General features: G+C 61.2%; 12 protein-coding genes. 11 read left to right on the forward strand and 1 reads right to left on the reverse strand.

The window, feature by feature from the left end; genetic code table 11:
• Nucleotides 1–37 precede the first annotated feature (37 nt).
• The 8 genes from RQG82_RS19795 (at nt 38) to RQG82_RS19830 (ending at nt 16,410) form a co-directional block, all read left to right on the forward strand.
• Entirely contained in the window at nt 38–643 is a 606-nt protein-coding gene (locus RQG82_RS19795; protein ID WP_311260496.1) for a DUF1819 family protein, read from the forward strand.
• Nucleotides 640–1,248, forward strand: coding sequence for a DUF1788 domain-containing protein (locus RQG82_RS19800; protein ID WP_311260497.1), 609 nt, complete (start codon nt 640–642; stop codon nt 1,246–1,248). Before RQG82_RS19795 ends, RQG82_RS19800 begins: the two co-directional genes overlap by 4 nt.
• A complete protein-coding gene (gene brxC / locus RQG82_RS19805; RefSeq protein WP_311260498.1) occupies nt 1,245–4,775 on the forward strand; it encodes a BREX system P-loop protein BrxC in 3,531 nt (1,176 codons plus the stop codon). The genes RQG82_RS19800 and brxC overlap by 4 nt, the downstream gene beginning before the upstream one ends.
• A gap of 9 nt (nt 4,776–4,784) precedes the next feature.
• Entirely contained in the window at nt 4,785–8,264 is a 3,480-nt protein-coding gene (gene pglX, locus RQG82_RS19810; RefSeq protein WP_311260499.1) for a BREX-1 system adenine-specific DNA-methyltransferase PglX, read from the forward strand.
• Between the two features lie 81 nt (nt 8,265–8,345).
• On the forward strand, nt 8,346–10,850 hold the full coding sequence (gene pglZ, locus RQG82_RS19815) for a BREX-1 system phosphatase PglZ type A (protein ID WP_311260500.1): 2,505 nt from the start codon (nt 8,346–8,348) through the stop codon (nt 10,848–10,850).
• Nucleotides 10,850–12,979 carry a BREX system Lon protease-like protein BrxL gene (gene brxL, locus RQG82_RS19820; RefSeq protein WP_311260501.1) on the forward strand — a complete coding sequence of 710 codons (2,130 nt, stop codon included), beginning with the start codon at nt 10,850–10,852 and terminating at the stop codon, nt 12,977–12,979. Before pglZ ends, brxL begins: the two co-directional genes overlap by 1 nt.
• 58 nt (nt 12,980–13,037) lie before the next feature.
• Entirely contained in the window at nt 13,038–14,873 is a 1,836-nt protein-coding gene (locus tag RQG82_RS19825; RefSeq protein WP_311260502.1) for an AAA family ATPase, read from the forward strand.
• Nucleotides 14,857–16,410 carry a UvrD-helicase domain-containing protein gene (locus tag RQG82_RS19830; RefSeq protein ID WP_311260503.1) on the forward strand — a complete coding sequence of 518 codons (1,554 nt, stop codon included), beginning with the start codon at nt 14,857–14,859 and terminating at the stop codon, nt 16,408–16,410. The genes RQG82_RS19825 and RQG82_RS19830 overlap by 17 nt, the downstream gene beginning before the upstream one ends.
• A 198-nt stretch (nt 16,411–16,608) precedes the next feature.
• Here RQG82_RS19830 and RQG82_RS19835 read toward each other — a convergent pair whose 3' ends face one another.
• Nucleotides 16,609–17,112 (reverse strand): MarR family transcriptional regulator, encoded by a 504-nt coding sequence (locus RQG82_RS19835; RefSeq protein ID WP_311260504.1) that lies wholly within the window; start codon nt 17,110–17,112, stop codon nt 16,609–16,611.
• A gap of 90 nt (nt 17,113–17,202) precedes the next feature.
• On the opposite strand from RQG82_RS19835, the gene RQG82_RS19840 reads away from it, so the two are divergent.
• The 3 genes from RQG82_RS19840 (at nt 17,203) to RQG82_RS19850 (ending at nt 19,182) form a co-directional block, all read left to right on the forward strand.
• Nucleotides 17,203–18,132, forward strand: coding sequence for an NADP-dependent oxidoreductase (locus RQG82_RS19840; RefSeq protein ID WP_311260505.1), 930 nt, complete (start codon nt 17,203–17,205; stop codon nt 18,130–18,132).
• A gap of 208 nt (nt 18,133–18,340) precedes the next feature.
• A complete protein-coding gene (locus tag RQG82_RS19845) occupies nt 18,341–18,760 on the forward strand; it encodes a hypothetical protein (protein WP_311260506.1) in 420 nt (139 codons plus the stop codon).
• The gene (locus RQG82_RS19850; RefSeq protein WP_311260507.1) at nt 18,757–19,182 is read left to right on the forward strand and encodes a hypothetical protein; all 426 of its coding nucleotides are present in this window, start codon (nt 18,757–18,759) and stop codon (nt 19,180–19,182) included. The genes RQG82_RS19845 and RQG82_RS19850 overlap by 4 nt, the downstream gene beginning before the upstream one ends.
• Nucleotides 19,183–19,213: the final 31 nt, after the last annotated feature.

Below are 19,213 nucleotides of genomic sequence, written 5' to 3' on the forward strand. Positions count from 1 at the left end.
CCCACTTGGCAACTTGCCCGGCGGTGTTGGAGGTGTGATGACGGAGCGGTATGCACTGTCGTTCACCACAGGCGGTCTGCTCTGGGGCGAAGCCCTGAAGCTAGCTGAGATCTACCTCGAGCTCGGAGTCTGGGAAGAGGTCTCCCGGACTGCGCGCGATCGCAACGCCCTGCAAGCTCGCACGAGTTCGTCCAGCGCCCGAGTTGTCCTTGAGACGTTGCAGCGTCTCCGCACCCTGACTGACCCCGAGATCGCGCTGATGATCGCGGGTGGTCCAACTGAGGGTCGACACCTGATGTGGGCGGCCGTATGCCGCAGATACTCGCTCATCGCGGAGTTCTCAGAGGAGGTCGTCCGCGAACGGTTCTTGGTAATGCGCCCTGTCTTGGAGCCCGAAGCCTTTGAGCAGTTTGTGCGTGGCAAGAGCCTGTGGCACCCCGAACTCGTCGATCTCAAGCCGTCCACAGCAACGAGATTGCGTCAGAATCTCTTCAGGATGCTCCGCGAGGTGGGGATTCTTGGTGAATCCGGCGACATCATCCCCGCCGTCATGTCAGAGCGGGTAGTCGATGCGTTCAACCGGCGCAGCCCGAGCGACATCCGATTCTTCCCGACGACGACATCCGCAGGGGCCGAGCAATGACACAGACGAAGCGCAGCGTGCAGAGCGATGAGAGGCACGTCTACGACGTGCTCCGAAGCGAGCGATTCCTGAAGATGGAGGGGCTCTCGAAAGAGGTCCCCTTCTTCATCTACCACTTCCCGCCCTCGTGGACGCACGACGTTGAGAGCATGCGGGACCGGGTGAGGACGAAGCTCCAGAGTGACGACGGACTCACTGTCGCCCAGATCGATTTGTACGATCTCGCCGTTGATCTCCTCACCGAGCGTGGCGTGTGGGAGCGAGTCGTCGAGCTGGAGCCGACGATGGACAAGGGCGAGTTCCGCGAGGTATTGCAGGGGATGCTCGACCCGCACGATCACATCGCGCCCGCCATCCGTGCTCGCTTGCAGGACCAGTCGAGCGACATAGTCTTCCTCACTGGGCTTGGTGAGGTCTTCCCCTTCATCCGCACCCACACGGTGCTGGAGAACCTGCAAAGCGTTGTGGTGGGGCGGCCGATGCTTGCGTGGTTCCCTGGCGCGTACGAGTTCACACAGACGGCTGGCCATCAGTTGCGTGCGCTGAATCTCAGCGCCAGTGACAGCTACTACCGGGCCAAAGACATTCTGGAGCAAGAAGCATGAGTGGAACCGTGATCAACGAGATTTTCGCGAAGCCGATCGGCCGTGCTATCGAGGGCGTCATCAAGGCGGATGACACCTCGCATCTCGCGACCGAGGTCGAGGAGTACGTCCTCACGAACGAAGCCGCCAAGGGACTTGAGCATGTACTTGAGGCGTACACGAACTACACGAATGCGAACGGCGTGTGGATCTCGGGCTTCTTCGGATCCGGTAAGTCGCACCTGCTGAAGATGCTGGCGCACCTGCTTGGGGACATCGACGGCCATGACTACCCACGCGCCCTCGTGTCTGAGCAGTTCCGTTCCAAGGCTGACGACGCGTTCCTGCCTGCGCTGATCGAGAAGGCCGATCGGATCCAGTCGCGCAGCCTCCTGTTCAACATCGATCAGAAGGCAACCCTGATCTCCAAGGATCAGAACGACGCGCTGCTGAAGGTGTTCGTGAAGATCTTCGACGAAGCGCGGGGGTACTACGGCAACCAGGGCCACATCGCTCGATTCGAGCGAGACCTTGATTCGCGCGGCCAGTATGCCGACTTCAAAGCGGCGTTCGCGCGCGCTGCGGGAATCGAATGGGTGCGGGGCCGCGAACAGGCGGCGCTTGAAGCAGGGAACATCGACAAAGCCTTCGCTGAGGTGAACGGCGTGGAGAGCCCGGGCATCATCCGCCAGTACAGCGCCAACTACTCGGTCTCGATCGAAGACTTCGCCGATGAGGTCGCCGCGTGGCTTGAAACGCAACCAGCGGGCTTCCGGCTGAACTTCTTCGTCGACGAGGTCGGCCAGTTCATCGGCACGAACACGCAACTCATGCTCAACCTGCAGACAATCGCCGAGTCGCTTGCTACGAAGTGCAACGGCCGGGCGTGGATCTTCGTAACCTCCCAGGAAGACATGGAGAAGGTCGGCGGCGACCGCACCAAGCAGCAGGCGAACGACTTCTCCAAGATCCAGGCTCGCTTCAAGAACCGGCTCAAGCTCACCAGCCAGGACGTCGAAGAGGTCATCCGCAAGCGCCTTCTCGCGAAGACGGATGCCGCTGCCGGTGAGGTTGCCGGGGTGTACGACGGCGAGCACGCGAACTTCAAGACGCTATTCGACTTCGTCGAGGGCCGCCACTACCCGAACTATCGTGACGAGGCACACTTCGTCGGTACGTACCCGTTCGTGACGTACCAGTTCCCGCTCTTCCAAGCCGCGATCGAGGGCATCAGCGACCACAACATCTTCGAAGGACGCAATAGTTCCGTCGGCGAGCGGTCGATGCTTGGCGTCGTCCAGCAGGTCGCAACCCACCTTGCCGATCGGCCGCTCGGATCGTTGGCATCGTTCGACCAGATGTTCGAGGGCATCCGCGCCTCACTGAAATCCGCAAATCAGCGGGCGATCATCAACGCCGAGAGCGCCACCGGCAGCGGCAAGCTCAGCGCGCTCGCGGTGCGCCTGTTGAAGGCGCTGTTCTTGGTCAAGTACGTCGACAGCTTCAAGGCCACGGCGCGCAACCTCACCGTCTTGGTCTACGACCGCTTCGGTACAGATCTCATCCAGCTCGGCAAGGACGTCAACGAAGCCCTCAACGCGCTCGAGGCGCAGACCTACATTCAGCGCAACGGCGACCTGTACGACTACCTGACGAACGAAGAGCAAAAGATCGAGCAGGAGATCAAGGACGTCGACATAGACAACTCCGAGGTCTCCGCAAAGCTCAACAAGCTCCTCGCTGAGTCGGTTGTGAAGACGACGAAGACGGTCGCGAAGAATGGCCAGAACTTCCCGTTCGGCTACAAGCTCGATGGCACCCCGTATGGCAAGCAGCACGAGCTGGCGCTGCACTTCACCAGTCCCGAGACCGAGTTCAGCCTGGATCAGATCAAGGCGCACAGCGCGGGGCTCGATGAGCTGCGCGTTGTTCTCCCGCCCGAGGCGAATCGGATCCTCGCGGATCTTCGCTTGTTGCTGAAGACCGAGAAGTACGTCAAGCGTGCACAGGGTTCGAGTCGCACTGCGATCGAGATCCGCATCCTCGGAGAGAAGGGCACCCAGAACGCCGAGCGCGAGAAGGAGATCGTCGAAAGGCTCCGCACCGCGGTCGGCAGCGCGACGATGATCCACAATGCCGCAGTGATCGACGTCACCGCCAGCGACGCACAGACCCGAATCAACGACGGCTTCGCGAAGGTCATCGCGGCCACGTATACCAACCTGAGCATGCTGGGCGGCAGTACTTTCAGCGAGCAGGGCCTCAACGGACTGATAAACCCGGCCGACGGGATGTTTGATGAGAGCCTCAGCATCCTGGAGGTGCCCGCTGAAGATGTGCTCGGGCACCTGGAGATGCGTGGCAAGCGGCATGAGATGGTCACGATGAAGCAGCTCGTTGACCGGTACTCCGCTAAGCCTTTCGGCTGGGACCAATGGTCGATCGCTGCGGTGGTGGCCCACCTCGCGGGACAGTCGAAGATCGAGCTGCAGCTCGACGGCAAAACACTCGCTCGCACTGAGATCACCGGGATGTTGCGCAACACCCAGCGGTACCCGAACCTCGTCGTCGCTCCGCAGCGGGTCTATGACCAGAAGATCGTGAACGCTTTCCGCAAGTTCGTCATCGAGTTCACCGACGACGGAAGCCTCACGAAGGATGCGGCTGAACTCGGCCGTATCGGGAAGGAACACCTCGAGTCGAAGCTGGTCGAGCTCAAGGCATTGCGGTCCGGTGCTGCCGCATATCCGTTCATTGATCAACTGGACGAACCGATCCGGCTGCTCGGTGAACTGACGGCAAACAACTCGGACTGGTTCCTGGAGCATTTCAACGAGGCTGACGCAACTGCGGACGAGCTGCTGGACGCGAAGGACAACGCGGTCGATCCGATCAAGGCGTTCCTCAATGGCAACCAACGCAGCATCTATGACAACGCAACAACGTTCATGCAGCTCAACCGCACGAACCTTGCGTTCCTGACGGCGAGTGTTTCGGACGGAGTCGAGACCGCGCTCGAGGATCCGCAGATCTTCCGGGGCAAGAAGACGACGCAGCTCGGAGCCGCGATCGCCGATCTACAGGCGCAGCTGAGCGGCATCGTTTCCACGGAGCGAGACGCTGCCGTCGGATCGATCAACGACTACTGGAAGCAGGTGCCGGCCAGCGCAGCATTTGAGGCTTCGACCGAGGCCGCACGTGGGGCTGTGACAGGCAAGGTTGAGGCTGCGCTGGCGCGGGTGCAGCAGGAGACGCAGATCGCGGCGATCCGCAATCTCGCGGCGCAGTTCGCCGACACAACCTACCCGGCCATCCTGGACGAGCTGGAATCGACGAGGCAGCCGCTGCCGGATGTTGATCCATCGGTGGATCCGGACACCCCGTCGATCGATCCCGCCCCGCTGAAGCAGAGCATCTCGATCAAGAAGCTCTCGCTTCCGATGGCCGGTGGATTACTCGAAACCGAGGACGACATCGACACCTATCTCGACGAGCTCCGCTCGCTGCTCGTCAAAACGATCCACGACAACAAGCGCATCACTCTCTAAGGAACAGGCATGGACACGAAACCTCTGGAGAGCTTCGCGAAAGCCGCACGCCGCGAACTGATCGCCGCGGTGTCGGCGCAGGCGTCGGCAGTGCTCGTCCCCGGATCCGTCGCGCGGACTGAACGAGCGGAGACAGTGCGCCGACTCGAAACCGAGATCGCGGCACACGGCCACGAGCGCGTGATCGACAAGGTCGCCTACACCTGGTTCAACCGTCTCATCGCGCTGCGCTTCATGGACGCGAAGGGCTACACGGCCGCGGGGGTCGTCTCACCCGCGCACGGCCAGGCTCACGGCCAACCTGAGATCCTCGCCGATGCGAAGCGGGGAGACATCGACGCCGACGTCGTCGCGAACGCTGTAACGCGTGGCGCCATTCTCGGCCTGCTTGATGGCACTCGCCGCAGCACCGACGCGGAGGGCGAAGCGTACGCGCTGCTCCTCACCGAGTACTGCCGCTACTGGCACAAGGCGATGCCGTTCATGTTCGAACGCGAAGGCGACTACACCGAACTGCTTGTCCCGGCGGGCTTGCTCGCCGACGGCGGCATCGTGACACGTGCTCGTAACGTGCTCTCCGAAGAGGTCTGCGAGGACGTCGAAGTCATCGGCTGGCTCTACCAGTTCTACATCTCAGAACGGAAGGACGAGGTGTTCGCCGGGTTCAAGAAGAACAAGAAGGCTGGGGCTGACGAGATCCCTGCAGCGACGCAGCTCTTCACCCCACACTGGATCGTCCGCTACCTCGTCGAGAACTCGGTTGGCAGGCTTTGGATGCTTAACAGGCCAGACTCTCGACTCGTTGACCGCATGGACTATTACATCGCGCCGGTTGGCGAAGTGACGGACTTTCTGAGGCTCTCTGGGCCGGAAGAGCTGACCGTGATCGATCCGGCCAGTGGGTCGGGTCACATGCTCACCTATGCCTTCGACCTGCTCTACGCGATCTACGAAGAAGAAGGCTACGCACCCTCCGAGATTCCGGGCCATATCCTCGCGCACAACCTCCATGGCACCGAGATTGATCCGCGCGCTGGTGCGCTCGCGGCGTTCGCGCTCACCATGAAGGCGCGGGCGAAGGACCGTCGCCTTTTCGCCCGAGCGATCGCGCCGAAGGTCTGTGTGATCGAACCGATCCGGTTCAGAGACGACGAGATCCAGGTACTCACTGCGGAACAGGGCGACGACTCGACGGGCGAGGGTATCTGGAATCAGTTTGAGCACGCCGACATCTTTGGTGCGCTCATCCAGCCAGACGCTGGGCAGACGATGAACGTAAAGACTGCGCTAGAGGGCATGAACGCAATGGACGACATCCTCTATGCGGGTGCAGTTGGACGTGCTCGGCAGCTTGTGCAACAGGCAGAGATGCTCTCTGGTCGTTACGCGGTGCTGGTGGCCAACCCGCCTTACATGGGTAGCAAGAACATGGATGCGCGTCTGGCGGAGTTCGCCAAGAAGCACTACCCAAACGCCAAGGGTGACCTCATGACGATGTTCATGAGGCGAAGCGATACGCTCGTCGCTCCGCACGGTTGGTGGGGGATGATCAATCTTCCGTCGTGGATGTCGATCTCGACATTCGCGGATCTTCGTGACTGGCTGCTCAACTCGAGCACGATCGATACGATGCTTCACTTTGGTCGCGGCGTCTTCGGGTCCGACTTTGGCTCCGTGGGCTTCGTTATTCAGAAGTCCAGAGCATCGAGTGATAGGCGCGGAATCTATCGCAAGCTCTTCAAAGAGCACGTTGAAGTCCGCTCGAATGCAACGATCAGGGCACACTTTCTAGACCCAGACTTTCAACGGTTTGAGATTCCGCAACAGGAGCTCCTGCGAGTGCCTGGAACCCCCATCGCATACTGGCTTTCCGATGCCATCAGAGAAGCCATGGCAGGGCCAGCCTCATTCCGGACGAGCTACCCGCCGAAAAAGGGTAACGATACTGGCGACAACGCGCGCTTTCTGCGTCAGGCATGGGAAGTATCGCGATCCGGAATTGCTTTCGGCGTCAATGGGGCTGACGAAGCGACCAGGAGTGGGAATCGATGGTTCCCGTATAACAAGGGTGGGGCTTTTCGGAAGTGGTATGGCAACTTTGATCTGGTTGTGGATTGGCAAGACAATGGTCGTCGTATCCGCTCTAGGGGAACCCTGCGTAACCAGGACTACTATTTTCGTGAGGGGGTCACGTGGACGGACGTTTCTTCGGGAAGTTTTGCCGCGCGATATTTGCCGCCTGGATTCCTTTGTGACAACAGTGGATCCGCCTGCTATGGTGGCGGGTCGCTGTTTCCTTCGGTGCTTTCGTTTCTCTGCTCTTCGACGGCCGCCGAAATGCTTAAGGTATTGAACCCGACAATGCACTTTCAAGCGGGGAATATCGCCGATCTACCGCTTCGCGAGATAAATGGCGATGTAGTCGAGGAGATTGTTCGCAATGGAGTAGCAACTGCTAGAGCGGACTGGGACTCACACGAAACCTCGTGGGATTTCGCAACTAGCCCGTTGCTTGACAAGGCCGAGGCCTCGCTGGCGGCGGCAGTTCATGCGTTCACGGTCGATGCCGCCGCGATCGCGAAAGAACAACAAGCCCGAGAAGCTAAGAACAACCGAATCGTGGCGGAGGCCTACGGCGTTGGTAATGAGGTTCCGATCGAGGTCCCTCTGCATCGGGTGTCGCTCAGCCGAAACGTCGAGTTCCGATATGGACCCGGGAGGTCGGCAGCGGAGTACGCCGAGATCGAGCGAGCAGACCTGATCTGCGATTTCGTTTCATACGCCGTTGGCTGCATGTTCGGACGGTATAGCATCGACGCCCCTGGCTTGATACTCGCCGACCAAGGTTCCACGTTCCAGGACTTCCTTGACAAGGTGCCGTCTTCGACGTTCATGCCTGACGCAGACGACGTAATCCCCTTCGTGGACGATGGGTGGTTCGAGGACGACATTGTCGAGCGGTTCCGACGGTTCCTACGTGACGCTTTGGGTGCTGATCACTTTGAAGAGAACTTGCGGTTCGTCGAGGAGTCATTGGGCGTGAAGACACTGCGCGACTACTTCATCACGAGGGCGGGCAAGTCGAAGTTCTATGACGATCACGTGCAGCGCTACAAGAAGCGCCCGATCTACTGGATGTTCTCCAGCCCGAAGGGATCATTCAACGCGCTGATTTACCTGCACCGCTACACGCCGTCGACGGTTTCAACCGTCCTCAATGAGTACCTGCGCGAGTACGAAGCCAAGCTCACAGTCGCTCTCCAGCAGGCTGAATCATCCGCTGTCGCGGGCGGGTCAGCGAAGTACCAAAAGGAAGCCGATCGGCTCCGCAAGGTGCTCGCGGAGCTGCGAGACTACGAGCACGATGTGCTCTACCCGCTCGCAACCCAGCAGATCGCGATCGACCTTGATGATGGCGTGAAGGCGAACTACCCGAAGTTCTACCCAGCGGTGAAGAGAATCACGGGCCTGGAGGCGACCGATGGGTGACCGTAAGCGCGCCCAGAAGAAGCTGCCGGAGATCGTCTCGGACCGCGAACTCGGTATCGGCCGCGATGACGAGGACGACGAATGAGCAAGCCGCCAACCATCGCTGATCACCTCGCGGCCCGGTTCGAGGGTGCGCGCATCGTCGTGTGGCACGACGCTGACGGTAGCTATGCCGACGAGCTCGACGGTCAGGTGCCTGTCGGCGTCACGGTGCTGCGCGCTGCCGACACCGAGTTTGCCCTCAAACATCGAATCCTGCGCGAGGACAAGGTGTCGAAGTTCCTGGTCTATCGAACCGGCAGCGTGCCCGAGGGCGTGGGGAACTGGCTGCTGGACATCGAGCTCGCGAACGGTCCGATCTTCACCGCTGACCGCAGCGCGCTCATGGGGGCGACCCTCGGCCTGACCGGACCGGGTGCCGCCGAGGTCGTTGCGCAACATTCCAGGTTCTTCGCGGACAGCAGGTTGGTGTCTAGATTCCGAGCGCTGCTCTCGCCTGCGGACGACCCGACTGTCGTGCGTGCGAAGATGTGCGCGGCCCTGCTAGGGCAGAAGGAGCACAGCTTCTCCGAGCTCACGCGAACTCTGCTTATCCAGTACGCAGACGGCAGCGCTGCCGGGGTCGATGCCCTTCGGAAGCACGAGCTTGCTGACTTCCATTGGGCCGGCGCCGAGCACATCTACGACTATGCAACGGACGCCCCTACCATCGCGGGCTTCGCGCTATGGATGTTCCAGCGCGCCGCCGAGGGCTTCGATACTGCCTCCTCGAATAGGGCTCGAAATCTTGCCATCGACTTCCGCAGCTTCCGCGATTCCAAGCGGAGCGCACCAGCGATGAAGGTGCTTGCACGGAAGATCGAAAAAGACCTCAGCTACAAGGACGTCGCTACGCAGCTGCCCTGGGAGGAGCTCCAAGACACAGATGTGTTCGAGGCATCCGAACGTGAGGTGATCCACCGTCTCGTCGAGAGCATCGTCTCTCAGAGGATGTCGACGCGAGACTTCCTTGACACGATCAGCGCTCGACGCCGCGAGAGCTTCTGGTCCGACGACTACGCGACGCTGTACGACGGGCTCAGCGCCGCGGCAGAGCTGATCCCCGCGATCCGCGGCGCGAAACTCGAGATCGCATCCTTCGACGACGGGCTGACGCGGTATCGCGACGAATGGTTCCGCATCGATCAGCTCTACCGGCTGTTCACCCATGCGTACCTCACTGCGGAGTTCAAACAGCCGCTCGAAGCCTTGGGTGACCTCGTGGAGAACGCGTACGTCACTGACTTCCTGGCGAAACTCGGCGCGAGCTGGCAGGCGCAGGTCGACGGGGTAGAGCGCTGGCGCACTCTGAACGTCCCATCGCAATCATCGTTCTACGAGCACTACGTGGCCAAGATCCTCAAGGGTCGTAAGAAGGCAGTCGTCGTCATCTCGGATGCTCTGCGTTACGAGGTCGCTGAAGAGCTCACTTTGAGCATCCGCGGCGAGAACAAGTTCGAAGCCAAGATCGAAGCCATGCTGGGTGTGCTTCCGAGCTACACCCAGCTGGGGATGGCCTCTCTGTTGCCGAACAAGACGCTGGCCCATTCGCCAAACGGCGATCCCGTGCTCGTCGACGGACAGAAGTCGGATGGCACCGCGAACCGGACGAAGATACTCGGCTCTGTTGGTGGAGCAGCGATCCAAGCTAAGACCTTCATCGAGATGAAGCCGGGCGATCGCCGAGACCTGTACGCATCGCACCAGGTGCTGTACGTCTACCACGACACGATCGACGCCACCGGCGACAAGGCAGCGTCAGAGCATCGCACATTCGCCGCGGCAGCGGACGCGATCCGCGAGCTGCTTGACATCATCAAGAAGCTCGCGAGCGCGAACGCAACGAACATCTTCGTGACGGCAGACCACGGCTTCCTGTACCAAAGGTCGAAGCTGGCGCCTCAGTTCAACCTCACCGTGAAGCCGCAGGGCGAGAAGATCGTCGCCGAGAAAAGACGCTACGTGCTCGGGCGGGGTCTGAAGCAGGACCCCGCGTTCCGGACATTCCAGCCTGAGCAGATCGGGCTTTCGAGTGATCTCGAGGTGCAGATCCCGAGCTCGATCCAGCGCATCGTGCAGCCCGGGGCCGGGTTCCAGTTCGTGCATGGGGGAGCGTCACTGCAGGAGATCGTCGTGCCCGTCATCTCGATCAACAAGGGGCGCAGCGACACAGTCGAGCCCGTCAACGTTGAGATCCATCCGGAGTCCGACAAGATCACGACCGGTCAGGTCGTGGTGAAGCTATACCAGTCGACCAAGGTGGAGCCGAATCGACCCGCGCGGCGGCTGCGCGCTGGACTCTACTTCGGGGATCAGCTGATCTCGAACGAGCAAGAGATGACCTTCGACTCGGACAGCGCTGAAGGACGGGACCGGTTCCAAAGCGTGACGCTGCTGCTGAGCAAGGACGCCGACAGCGCGAACAACCAGAGCGTTGAGTTCCGGCTGTCGGAACCGATCGAAGGCACCGACCAGTGGAAGAAGTATCGGGGTGTGCCCTATACGGTAAAGCGCGCCTTCGCGAGTGACGACGGATGGGATTTCTGATGAGCGACGACATCGACCTCACCGCAGCCTCGCCTCTCGCGGACGCTGTCGATGGCGGGGTCACGCAGCAGGCCGCCCCGGAGAACGAACTCGACCGGAAGATCAACGAGCATTTCGCTGGCGCCGTTGTTCGCAAGGATCTCGTGAAGGCCGTCAAGGGCAACGCGATCGTGCCTTCCTACGTGCTGGAGTACCTGCTCGGCCAGTACGCGGCGTCCGACGACGAGGCGACGATCCAAGCGGGCATCGACAAGGTGCGGGGCATCCTCGCCCAGCACTACGTGCACCGCAACGAGTCGGAATTGGTCAAGTCAAAGATCCGCGAGAAGGGTCGCTTCCGGATCATCGACAAGGTCAGCGTCACGCTGAACGAGAAGGACGACGTCTACCAGGCATCGTTCGCGAACCTCGGCATCACCGGTGTGGTTGTCGAGGCGAGTACTGTCAACGCGAACCAAAAGCTCTTGGTCGGTGGGGTGTGGTGCCTCTGCGACATCGAGTATTTCCACAACGAAGATGCCCGTTTCGTGCCGTGGATTCTGGGGAGCCTGAAGCCGATCCAGATGTCGAACTTCGACTATCAGGGCTACCTCGAGTCCCGGGCGAAGTTCAGCACCGACGAGTGGATCGACTTGCTCATCCAGTCGATCGGATTCAACCCCGAAATGTTTGGACGCCGCGCCAAGCTGCTGCAGCTCATCCGTCTGATCCCGTTTGTCGAGCGGAACTACAACCTCGTCGAGCTCGGTCCGAAGGGCACCGGTAAGTCGCACATCTACTCGGAGTTCTCGCCACACGGCATGCTGATCTCCGGCGGCGAAGTCACCGTGCCCAAGCTGTTCGTCAACAACGCCAACGGTCGTCTCGGCCTAGTCGGGTACTGGGACGTCGTGGCCTTCGACGAGTTCGCGGGCAAGAGGAAGCGCACCGACAAGGCGCTCGTCGACATCATGAAGAACTACATGGCGAACAAGTCGTTCTCTCGTGGTGTCGAGACGTTGGGAGCGGAAGCTTCGATGGTGTTCGTGGGTAACACGTCACACACCGTGCCGTACATGCTCAAGCATTCGGATCTGTTCGACGAGCTGCCGGAGAGCTATCACGACTCGGCGTATCTCGATCGACTGCATTTCTACATCCCCGGCTGGGAGATCGACACGATCCGCAGCGAGATGTTCTCGAACGGCTACGGCTTCGTAGTCGACTACATCGCCGAGGTGCTCAAATCGATGCGGAACTTGGACTACTCCGACAGGTACCAGCAGTACTTCACCCTTGGCTCGGACATCTCGACTCGTGATCGCGATGGCATCCACAAGACCTTCTCCGGTCTCATGAAGCTGCTCTACCCACACGAGCAAGCGACGCCTGACGAGATCGAGGAGATCCTGCGTTTCGCGATTGAGGGCCGCAAGCGGGTCAAAGATCAGATCCTGCGGATCGACGACACGATGGCCGACGTGAAGTTTGGGTACAACTCGCTCGCTGCGGGCTGGACAGCCGTTACGACCCTGGAAGAGGACGAGTACCCATCGCACTACTATCGCGGCCGGGCGGTTGCCCCTGACGCCGAGCCCGCAGCAGAAGCTCCTGCCTTCGTAGCCGACCTTCAGATTTCACCCGAGCCGGTGCGGGCGGAGCTGTTCCAAGGGCAGCGTGACTTCGTGGAGAACCAGCGAGGCATCTCCTATGAGAACCTGCTGTTGCCCTACCTGCAAGGCGCGACCGAGATCGAGTTCCACGATCCGTACATCCGTCAGCCTCACCAGGGGCGCAACCTCGTCGAGCTGCTTGCTCTTATCGCTACGGCGAAGGACCCAGCGGATGAAGTCACGTTCAAGCTCTTCACCCTGCTCCAGGACGACCCTGAGCATCAGCAGCGTCAGCTTCAGATGCTCAGCCAGATCGTGAACGGCGCAGCGCAGCAAGGTATCAAGGTTGATGTCGGCAAAGACCCCGGCGGTCACGATCGATGGATCCGAACTGACGCGGGATGGCGTATCAACCTCGGCCGAGGACTCGACATCTTCCAGAAGTCGGATGGAGGCTGGTTCGACTTCGGAACGACGCGCCAGGAGTTCCGTCAGGTCAAGGCCTTCGGCGTGACATACATCCGCGAGACCATCTGATGCTGGAACTCTTCGTGCCCGATCGTTGCCGCGCCCGAGGCCTGGTCGGGGTGGCATCATGCATCTGAGACGAGTTGAGGTCGAAGGATATCGTGCCTCCGCCAATGCGCCGATTGTTTGTGAGCTTCCAGGGCGCTTCTCCTTGATGCTCGGCGCCAATGGTTCCGGGAAAACAACGATCAACGAAGCCATCGCGCTCGCGCACCCCCACAGGTTTCCGCGACTCGCTCCGGTCGATGCGAGTGCATTGGGAGGCACACCGCGCGCAGTCCGAGTCGAGTACGAGTTTGAGACTGATGCCGAGACCGAAGGTGCGCTTGGGCAGTTCCGAAGACGCCAAGGTCTCGGGGCGCCGAAGTGGGGCCGCCCTCTGGAGCGCTCGCTCGGGCAGGTTCGCGCCGGGCGCCCGATCGAGTCGCCGTCAGAGTACGACAGCATCCGGCTCGTCCACCTGCCCGCGCTACGGAATCCGGTCGATGACCTTTCACGGCGCGACGCGCGCATTCTCTTGGAGCTGCTCCGCGCTGACGAGCGGAACCACCCTGAGACCGGTGGACTACGTTCACTCCGCGCACAGGCTGAGGGGATGCTCAGCACACTGACAGAGCACGCTCTCGTCGGGAACGTCGAGGATCGCATCGCTGAGAATCTCAGGATCATTACCGGTGGAGTCCACGAGCACCATGCGTTCGTAGGCACCCAAACCGTCGATGACACATACCTGGCACGCGTGTTCGAGATGCTTGTTGCGTTGCTGCCGGATCGTGGTGCAGCGCGTCGGTTGCAGGTGTCGAGCCTTGGCTACGTGAACCTGCTTCACATTGCCGTGACGCTCGCGGGCATCCCTGATGCTGGAACGAGTGCACTGCCGGACGAAACTGATGGCAACGGACCGGATGCGCAATCACCTGGATCGATCGATGATCTTACCGACGCCGCGCGCGAGCGGCTTGCCGCAACTGCGGAGGCTGCGGACGCAGACGCGGACTCCTTCTATCCGGAGCTATTTCACGCGACCATCCTAATCGAGGAGCCCGAAGCCCACCTCCATCCGCAGCTTCAGTACGGGCTCATCCGGTACCTGCGACGTCTGGTCGAGGAACGCCCCGATATTCAGATCATCGTTACGACGCACTCCGCTGATCTGGCCGCGGCCTGCGACCCAGAGGAAATCGTCGTGGTGCGGAAGGACGGTGAGAGCCTCACGAACTCGCGACGCATGGTCGACCTTCCCCTGCCTGCGAAGCTCAAGATGCAGCTCTTTCAACAGACTCGGCTACACCTGGACGCAACACGCTCCGCAGCGTTGTTCGCCGATCGGTTGCTCGTTGTCGAGGGTGTTACGGAGGCGAGTATTCTGCGATTGCTTGGACGGGCTTGGGCAGGGAGCGACGCGATGCGTACTGGATTCATCGATTCCCTCTCGATCCTCCCCGTTGGTCACAAGGTCGGGCAATGGCCGATCCGGCTGCTCGGGACCCCAGGCCATGAACTTGTTACTCGGATCGCCGCGGTCGCCGACACCGACCTTCGCGGCACTCCGCTCCCAGAGGCCAAGCCCCCGGCCTGGCACGCCGAACTCGATCCCGCGTCGGCCAGGTTCTTTTGGTCTCGGCCGACACTGGAACCCTCCCTTGTCGAAGGGAACGAAGCACTCTTAGAACGCGCATTCGCCCTTTGCGAGATTGACCAGCCCGCCTCCATCACCGCGGCTAGCGTGGATCAGGTCTTCATGGATAACCGAAAACTCAAGGGAAAGTTCGCATTGGTGCTGTCCCTATTAATTGACCAGAACCTGAGCACCGTCGTAGTCCCGAGACATATCGATGAGGTGTTCTCCTGGCTTTTCGACGGCGCCGATCCTGGATCAAGCTCTGGTGACGGCCTCAGCTGAGAAGTCGATGCTGAAGCTGACGAATGCTCAGGTCCTGGCCGCCGCGGCTAAAGAGCGACTCATCAACGTCGTCTCAGCGCCTGGCAGCGGAAAGACGACCGTCGCCGCGGAGCGCTACGGCTATCAACGCTATTTGCGGGGTGACAGTCGCGGAGTGCTCGGCCTCACGTTCAACCGCGCGGCAGCCGCCGAGTTACGTGATCGTGTTGAAGCGCGTTGGGGTGGCCGATGTGTCGGTACCGCACATCAAATAGTCACCTTCGATCATCTTCACGTCCAGTTGCTCCATCGCCTCCTTGACGAGGGGAAGGTCATTTGGCCCGGTGGACATACGGTGCTCGACGTTCGCGACGACTACAACGGCGCGAGGGGGTACCGGTTCCTGACCGTCGGCAATTACATCCGCTTCGCCACGCTCAATTCACGTAACGTCGTTGTTTCCGACAGCCGCCAGGTGGTGAAGCCCGAATCCGGTCTTGGCGGCGCTGCAGATCACCGAGCGGTCCTCTCAAGCGGAGCAGTGAGCCATGAGGACGTGCGACAGATTCTCCGATCGGCGATGCAAATCGACGAGATGAGGCAGTTCGCGTCCGACTGGATACGTGCGAATTACCGTGCGTTGGTCATCGACGAGGTCTATGACGGCGACGACCTCGACCTTTACGTGGCATACCTTGCAGCTGAGGGAGGGCTGTCCGTCACCTTGATCGGTGATCCATGGCAAGCGCTCTACAAGTGGCGAGGTGCACGGCCAGAAGTCGTTGAGAAGCTCTTCGACGCGACTTCCGACCGGTTCGTCGCTTTTGAGCAGCCAGAATCGTTCAGATTTGTCGGCGACCAGATGCCTCAGCTCACAACAGCGCTGCGCAGCGGCCACGGCGTAATTCTGCCCGTGGCGTCAAGCGCTGACGTCGACGTAGCCCTTGCGCGGAACTGGGGGCTGCTCTGGACTGTGGGTGACAACGTCCTCCCTCTCGCGTTCCGAACCGTGAACAACGCAACCGATGCGGCGATGAATCTTCTCCTCGATGTTGCAACGCGTACTCGGCTTGGCGTGCACTCATTCGGTCGAGAGGGCGCAATCGTCAGGCTCGGACTCGACCGCGACGATTTCCAGGCACGACAGGAAGAAGCGCTTGGCCCTATACTCGCGAACTTGCGGAACGGCCAGAAGGCGAGCCAGGTCCTCGACGATCTGCGCGAAGCGATAAAGGCGCTTGGCGTCCGGAAGCCGAATCGACTATCGGACCATAAGGAGGCCGCGGTCGAGGCCCAACTTGAGCGGCTCGCCGCCAGGCTCGCTAGTGCGGCAGTCGTGCCGGGGCTCACGGTATTCCAGGCGAAGGGTCGGGAATGGGGTCGCGTCGGCGTCGTCCTTTCCCAAGCTCAGATCACCACTCTCGCATCTGGCCTCCAAGAACTCGACGAGGAGCACTGCGTCCTCTACGTCGCGATCACGCGTGCGCGGCATGCCTGCGGTCGCCTCGTGGATAACGCTGGCGGTTCCGACGCCGACGAACTTTCTCTCGGGATATAACCATCCTGCTTTTGATTGAGGCAAACGCGAGCAGGCATCGATCGTACTTTTCCACCGGAGTCTCTGTCTTGAAACGGACAGCGGCGTCCGTCGGCCAACATCGAGGTTGACAGGCTCCGCTCGAGATTCATGCCGCGCCAGATGAACGAGTCCGGAAAGAGCTCATCGCTTTGTCGGTTCGTGCCCGTCTCTCGGTGGCTACTTGCTCAATGCGCGATTCCGCGGCGCCGCACTCCGCGGAGGCTCCGCTCGCAGGTGCCCACTGACCTGGGTCATCACCCGCGCGAGCATCTCCACATCCCCCGCGCTGAGCGACTCGAACAGATGCGCCTTCACGGCCGCGATGTGACCCGGGAACACCATCGCCAACACATCCCGCCCCTCGTCCGTGATTGCGACGATGGTGCTGCGCTCATCCTCTGGTGACGGCCCGCGCGTGACGAGTCCGCGCTCCTCCAACGACTGCGCCTGATATGTCAGCCCGCTTCGGCTGTACACGACCCCATCCGCAAGGTCCGTCATCCGCTGCGACCCATCCGGGGCGTCGCCGAGCCGCGCGAGCAGCTGGAACTGCACGTAGCTGAGCTTGCCGACGTCGCGCAGCTGCTTCTCGACCGCATGCCGCAGCAGGCTGCTCACCTCGGTGAAGGCGAAATAGGCCGCGAGCTCCGTCGGGGAGAGCTGAGGGGGTCGTGTGCTCATGGATCCAGTATACCTGTTGCTTCGAATTCGAAGCAGTGCTACGTTCATTTTATTGCTTCGAATTCGAAGCACCTAACGAAAGGAAAGACCATGAAGGCAGTACGGTTCCACGAAGTGGGCGGCCCCGAGGTTCTGCAGTACGAGGAGATCGCCCAGCCCGTCCCGGGCGCCGGCCAGGTGCGGCTGCGGGTCGCAGCATCCGCGTTCAGTGCCGCCGACAACGGCATGCGCGCGGGCTTCCTGCCGATCCCGGTGGTGCTCCCGCACATCCCGGGATACGACGTCTCAGGAACGGTCGACGCCCTGGGCGGCGGAGTCGACGGCTTCGCGGTGGGTGACGCGGTGATCGCCTTCCTGCCGATGGCGACCCATGGCGGAGCGGCGGAGTACGTCATCGCCCCCGCGGATGCACTCGTCCCGGCGCCGACCAGCGTGCCGCTCGCGGATGCCGCAGCGCTCCCATCCGTCGCGCTGACCGCGCGTCAGGCGCTCTTCGACGACGGCGGCCTCGAGGCGGGCGAGCGAGTGCTCATCGTCGGCGCCGGCGGAGTCGTCGGCAAGTACGCGATCGCCCTGGCGAAGCGTGCGGGTGCGTACGTCATCGCGACGGCCAGCCCGCGGAGTGCGGATGCCGTGCGTGCGGCGGGTGCCGACGAGATCATCGACCACACCGAGACCAAGGTCCTGGATGCCGTCTCCGAGCAGGTCGATCTCCTGCTCAACCTGGCTCCGATCGAGCCGGACGAGTTCACCGCCCTGGTGCGACTCGTGCGCGACGGGGGAGTCGTGGTGAGCACCACTGCTTGGATGCCGGCGCCGGATGACGCGGGCCGTGGTGTGAAGTCGGTGGTCATGTTCGTTCGGAGTGATGCGGAGAAGCTTGCCGAACTCGTGTCGCTGGTCGACAGTGGAGAGCTGACGCTGGAGGTCACTCGTCGCATCCCACTGACCGAGCTTCAGGGACTCCACGCGGATGCAGCGGACGGGAAGGTATCGGGCAAGGTCATCGTGGTTCCGTGAGCGGCTGTCGACGCCGGTCGGTGGGGGTCTGCCTGGGCGGATCGACCCACCGGCGGCCATGCGTTCAGCGTCACTCCTCGCCCAATGCGCACACGACCGCAACATACGGGGATCGCGACGGTGTCGGAGGCAACCGCCGCCGCCCAGTCGATCGCGGTTCAGCTGTAATGGCAGTAGTCTGAGCGCGACCGCTGGGAGGAGGAGTGTGTTGGCCGAGGATCTCGCAGTTCTTGAACTCTCGATCAATCTTTTCGTAGGAGTGATTACGGTGGTCGCGCTTTGGGTCGCAGTGAGGCAAGCGATCCATGCAAGGAAAGATGCCACGGATGCGAGGCGGGCTATGGCGCGAGAGCGGCGGTTGTCCTTCGAGCTTCAGATTCTCGCCGACATCTACGATCAGTGGCACGTCACCGGGCCGCAGCACGTTTCGGGACACATCAGCGCACTTGTGCGGGATGCGACCGACCCGACGGACATACCCTTGCTTCGAGTGGCAACTGGTACCAAGTCTCCCTATTCGGACAACTCGCTGCTGACCCGGTTTCCGAGAGAGACGCCTGTCTTCCGAGCGCAGGTGTTGCGAGAACTGGACGATGCTATCGAACGACGACTGAAAGAGGAAAAGTGACCATCTACGACCCGTCGCTCGATGCGCACATCAGCAGCAATTGGGGAGTTGCCGAGAATTTTCTTGATCTTGTGGGCGACCTTCGTGTTCTGTCCGACTCGCACGTTAGGGAGGATTCCGATTTTTGCGTTCAATCAGCTTTGAATCTTCGCAATGCGGCGAGTTTGATGATGGCCTCTTCGACGGCGGGTCCGCTTAAAGACGCACTCCGCGAAGTGCGGGCTGCGGCGCGCGAGTTTGTGAGTGCGGGCGGCGCGAACGGTGTGCACTTTGAGGACTCTTCTGTCCTGTTCCGTACAGCTGTGATGGCCCTCCGATTGATTGTCGCAAGGCAGGTCGAGCTCATTATCCAAGTGTTCGGAATGCAACCCACAGCTGAAGTGCGATCAATCCTCTCAGTTATCGAAGAGAACCGGCGGTAGCGTCGCGCCCAGTCGCGAAGTCCAAGAGGCG

This window comes from Microbacterium sp. WCS2018Hpa-9 (assembly GCF_031843745.1).
Taxonomy (GTDB): Bacteria; Actinomycetota; Actinomycetes; order Actinomycetales; family Microbacteriaceae; genus Microbacterium.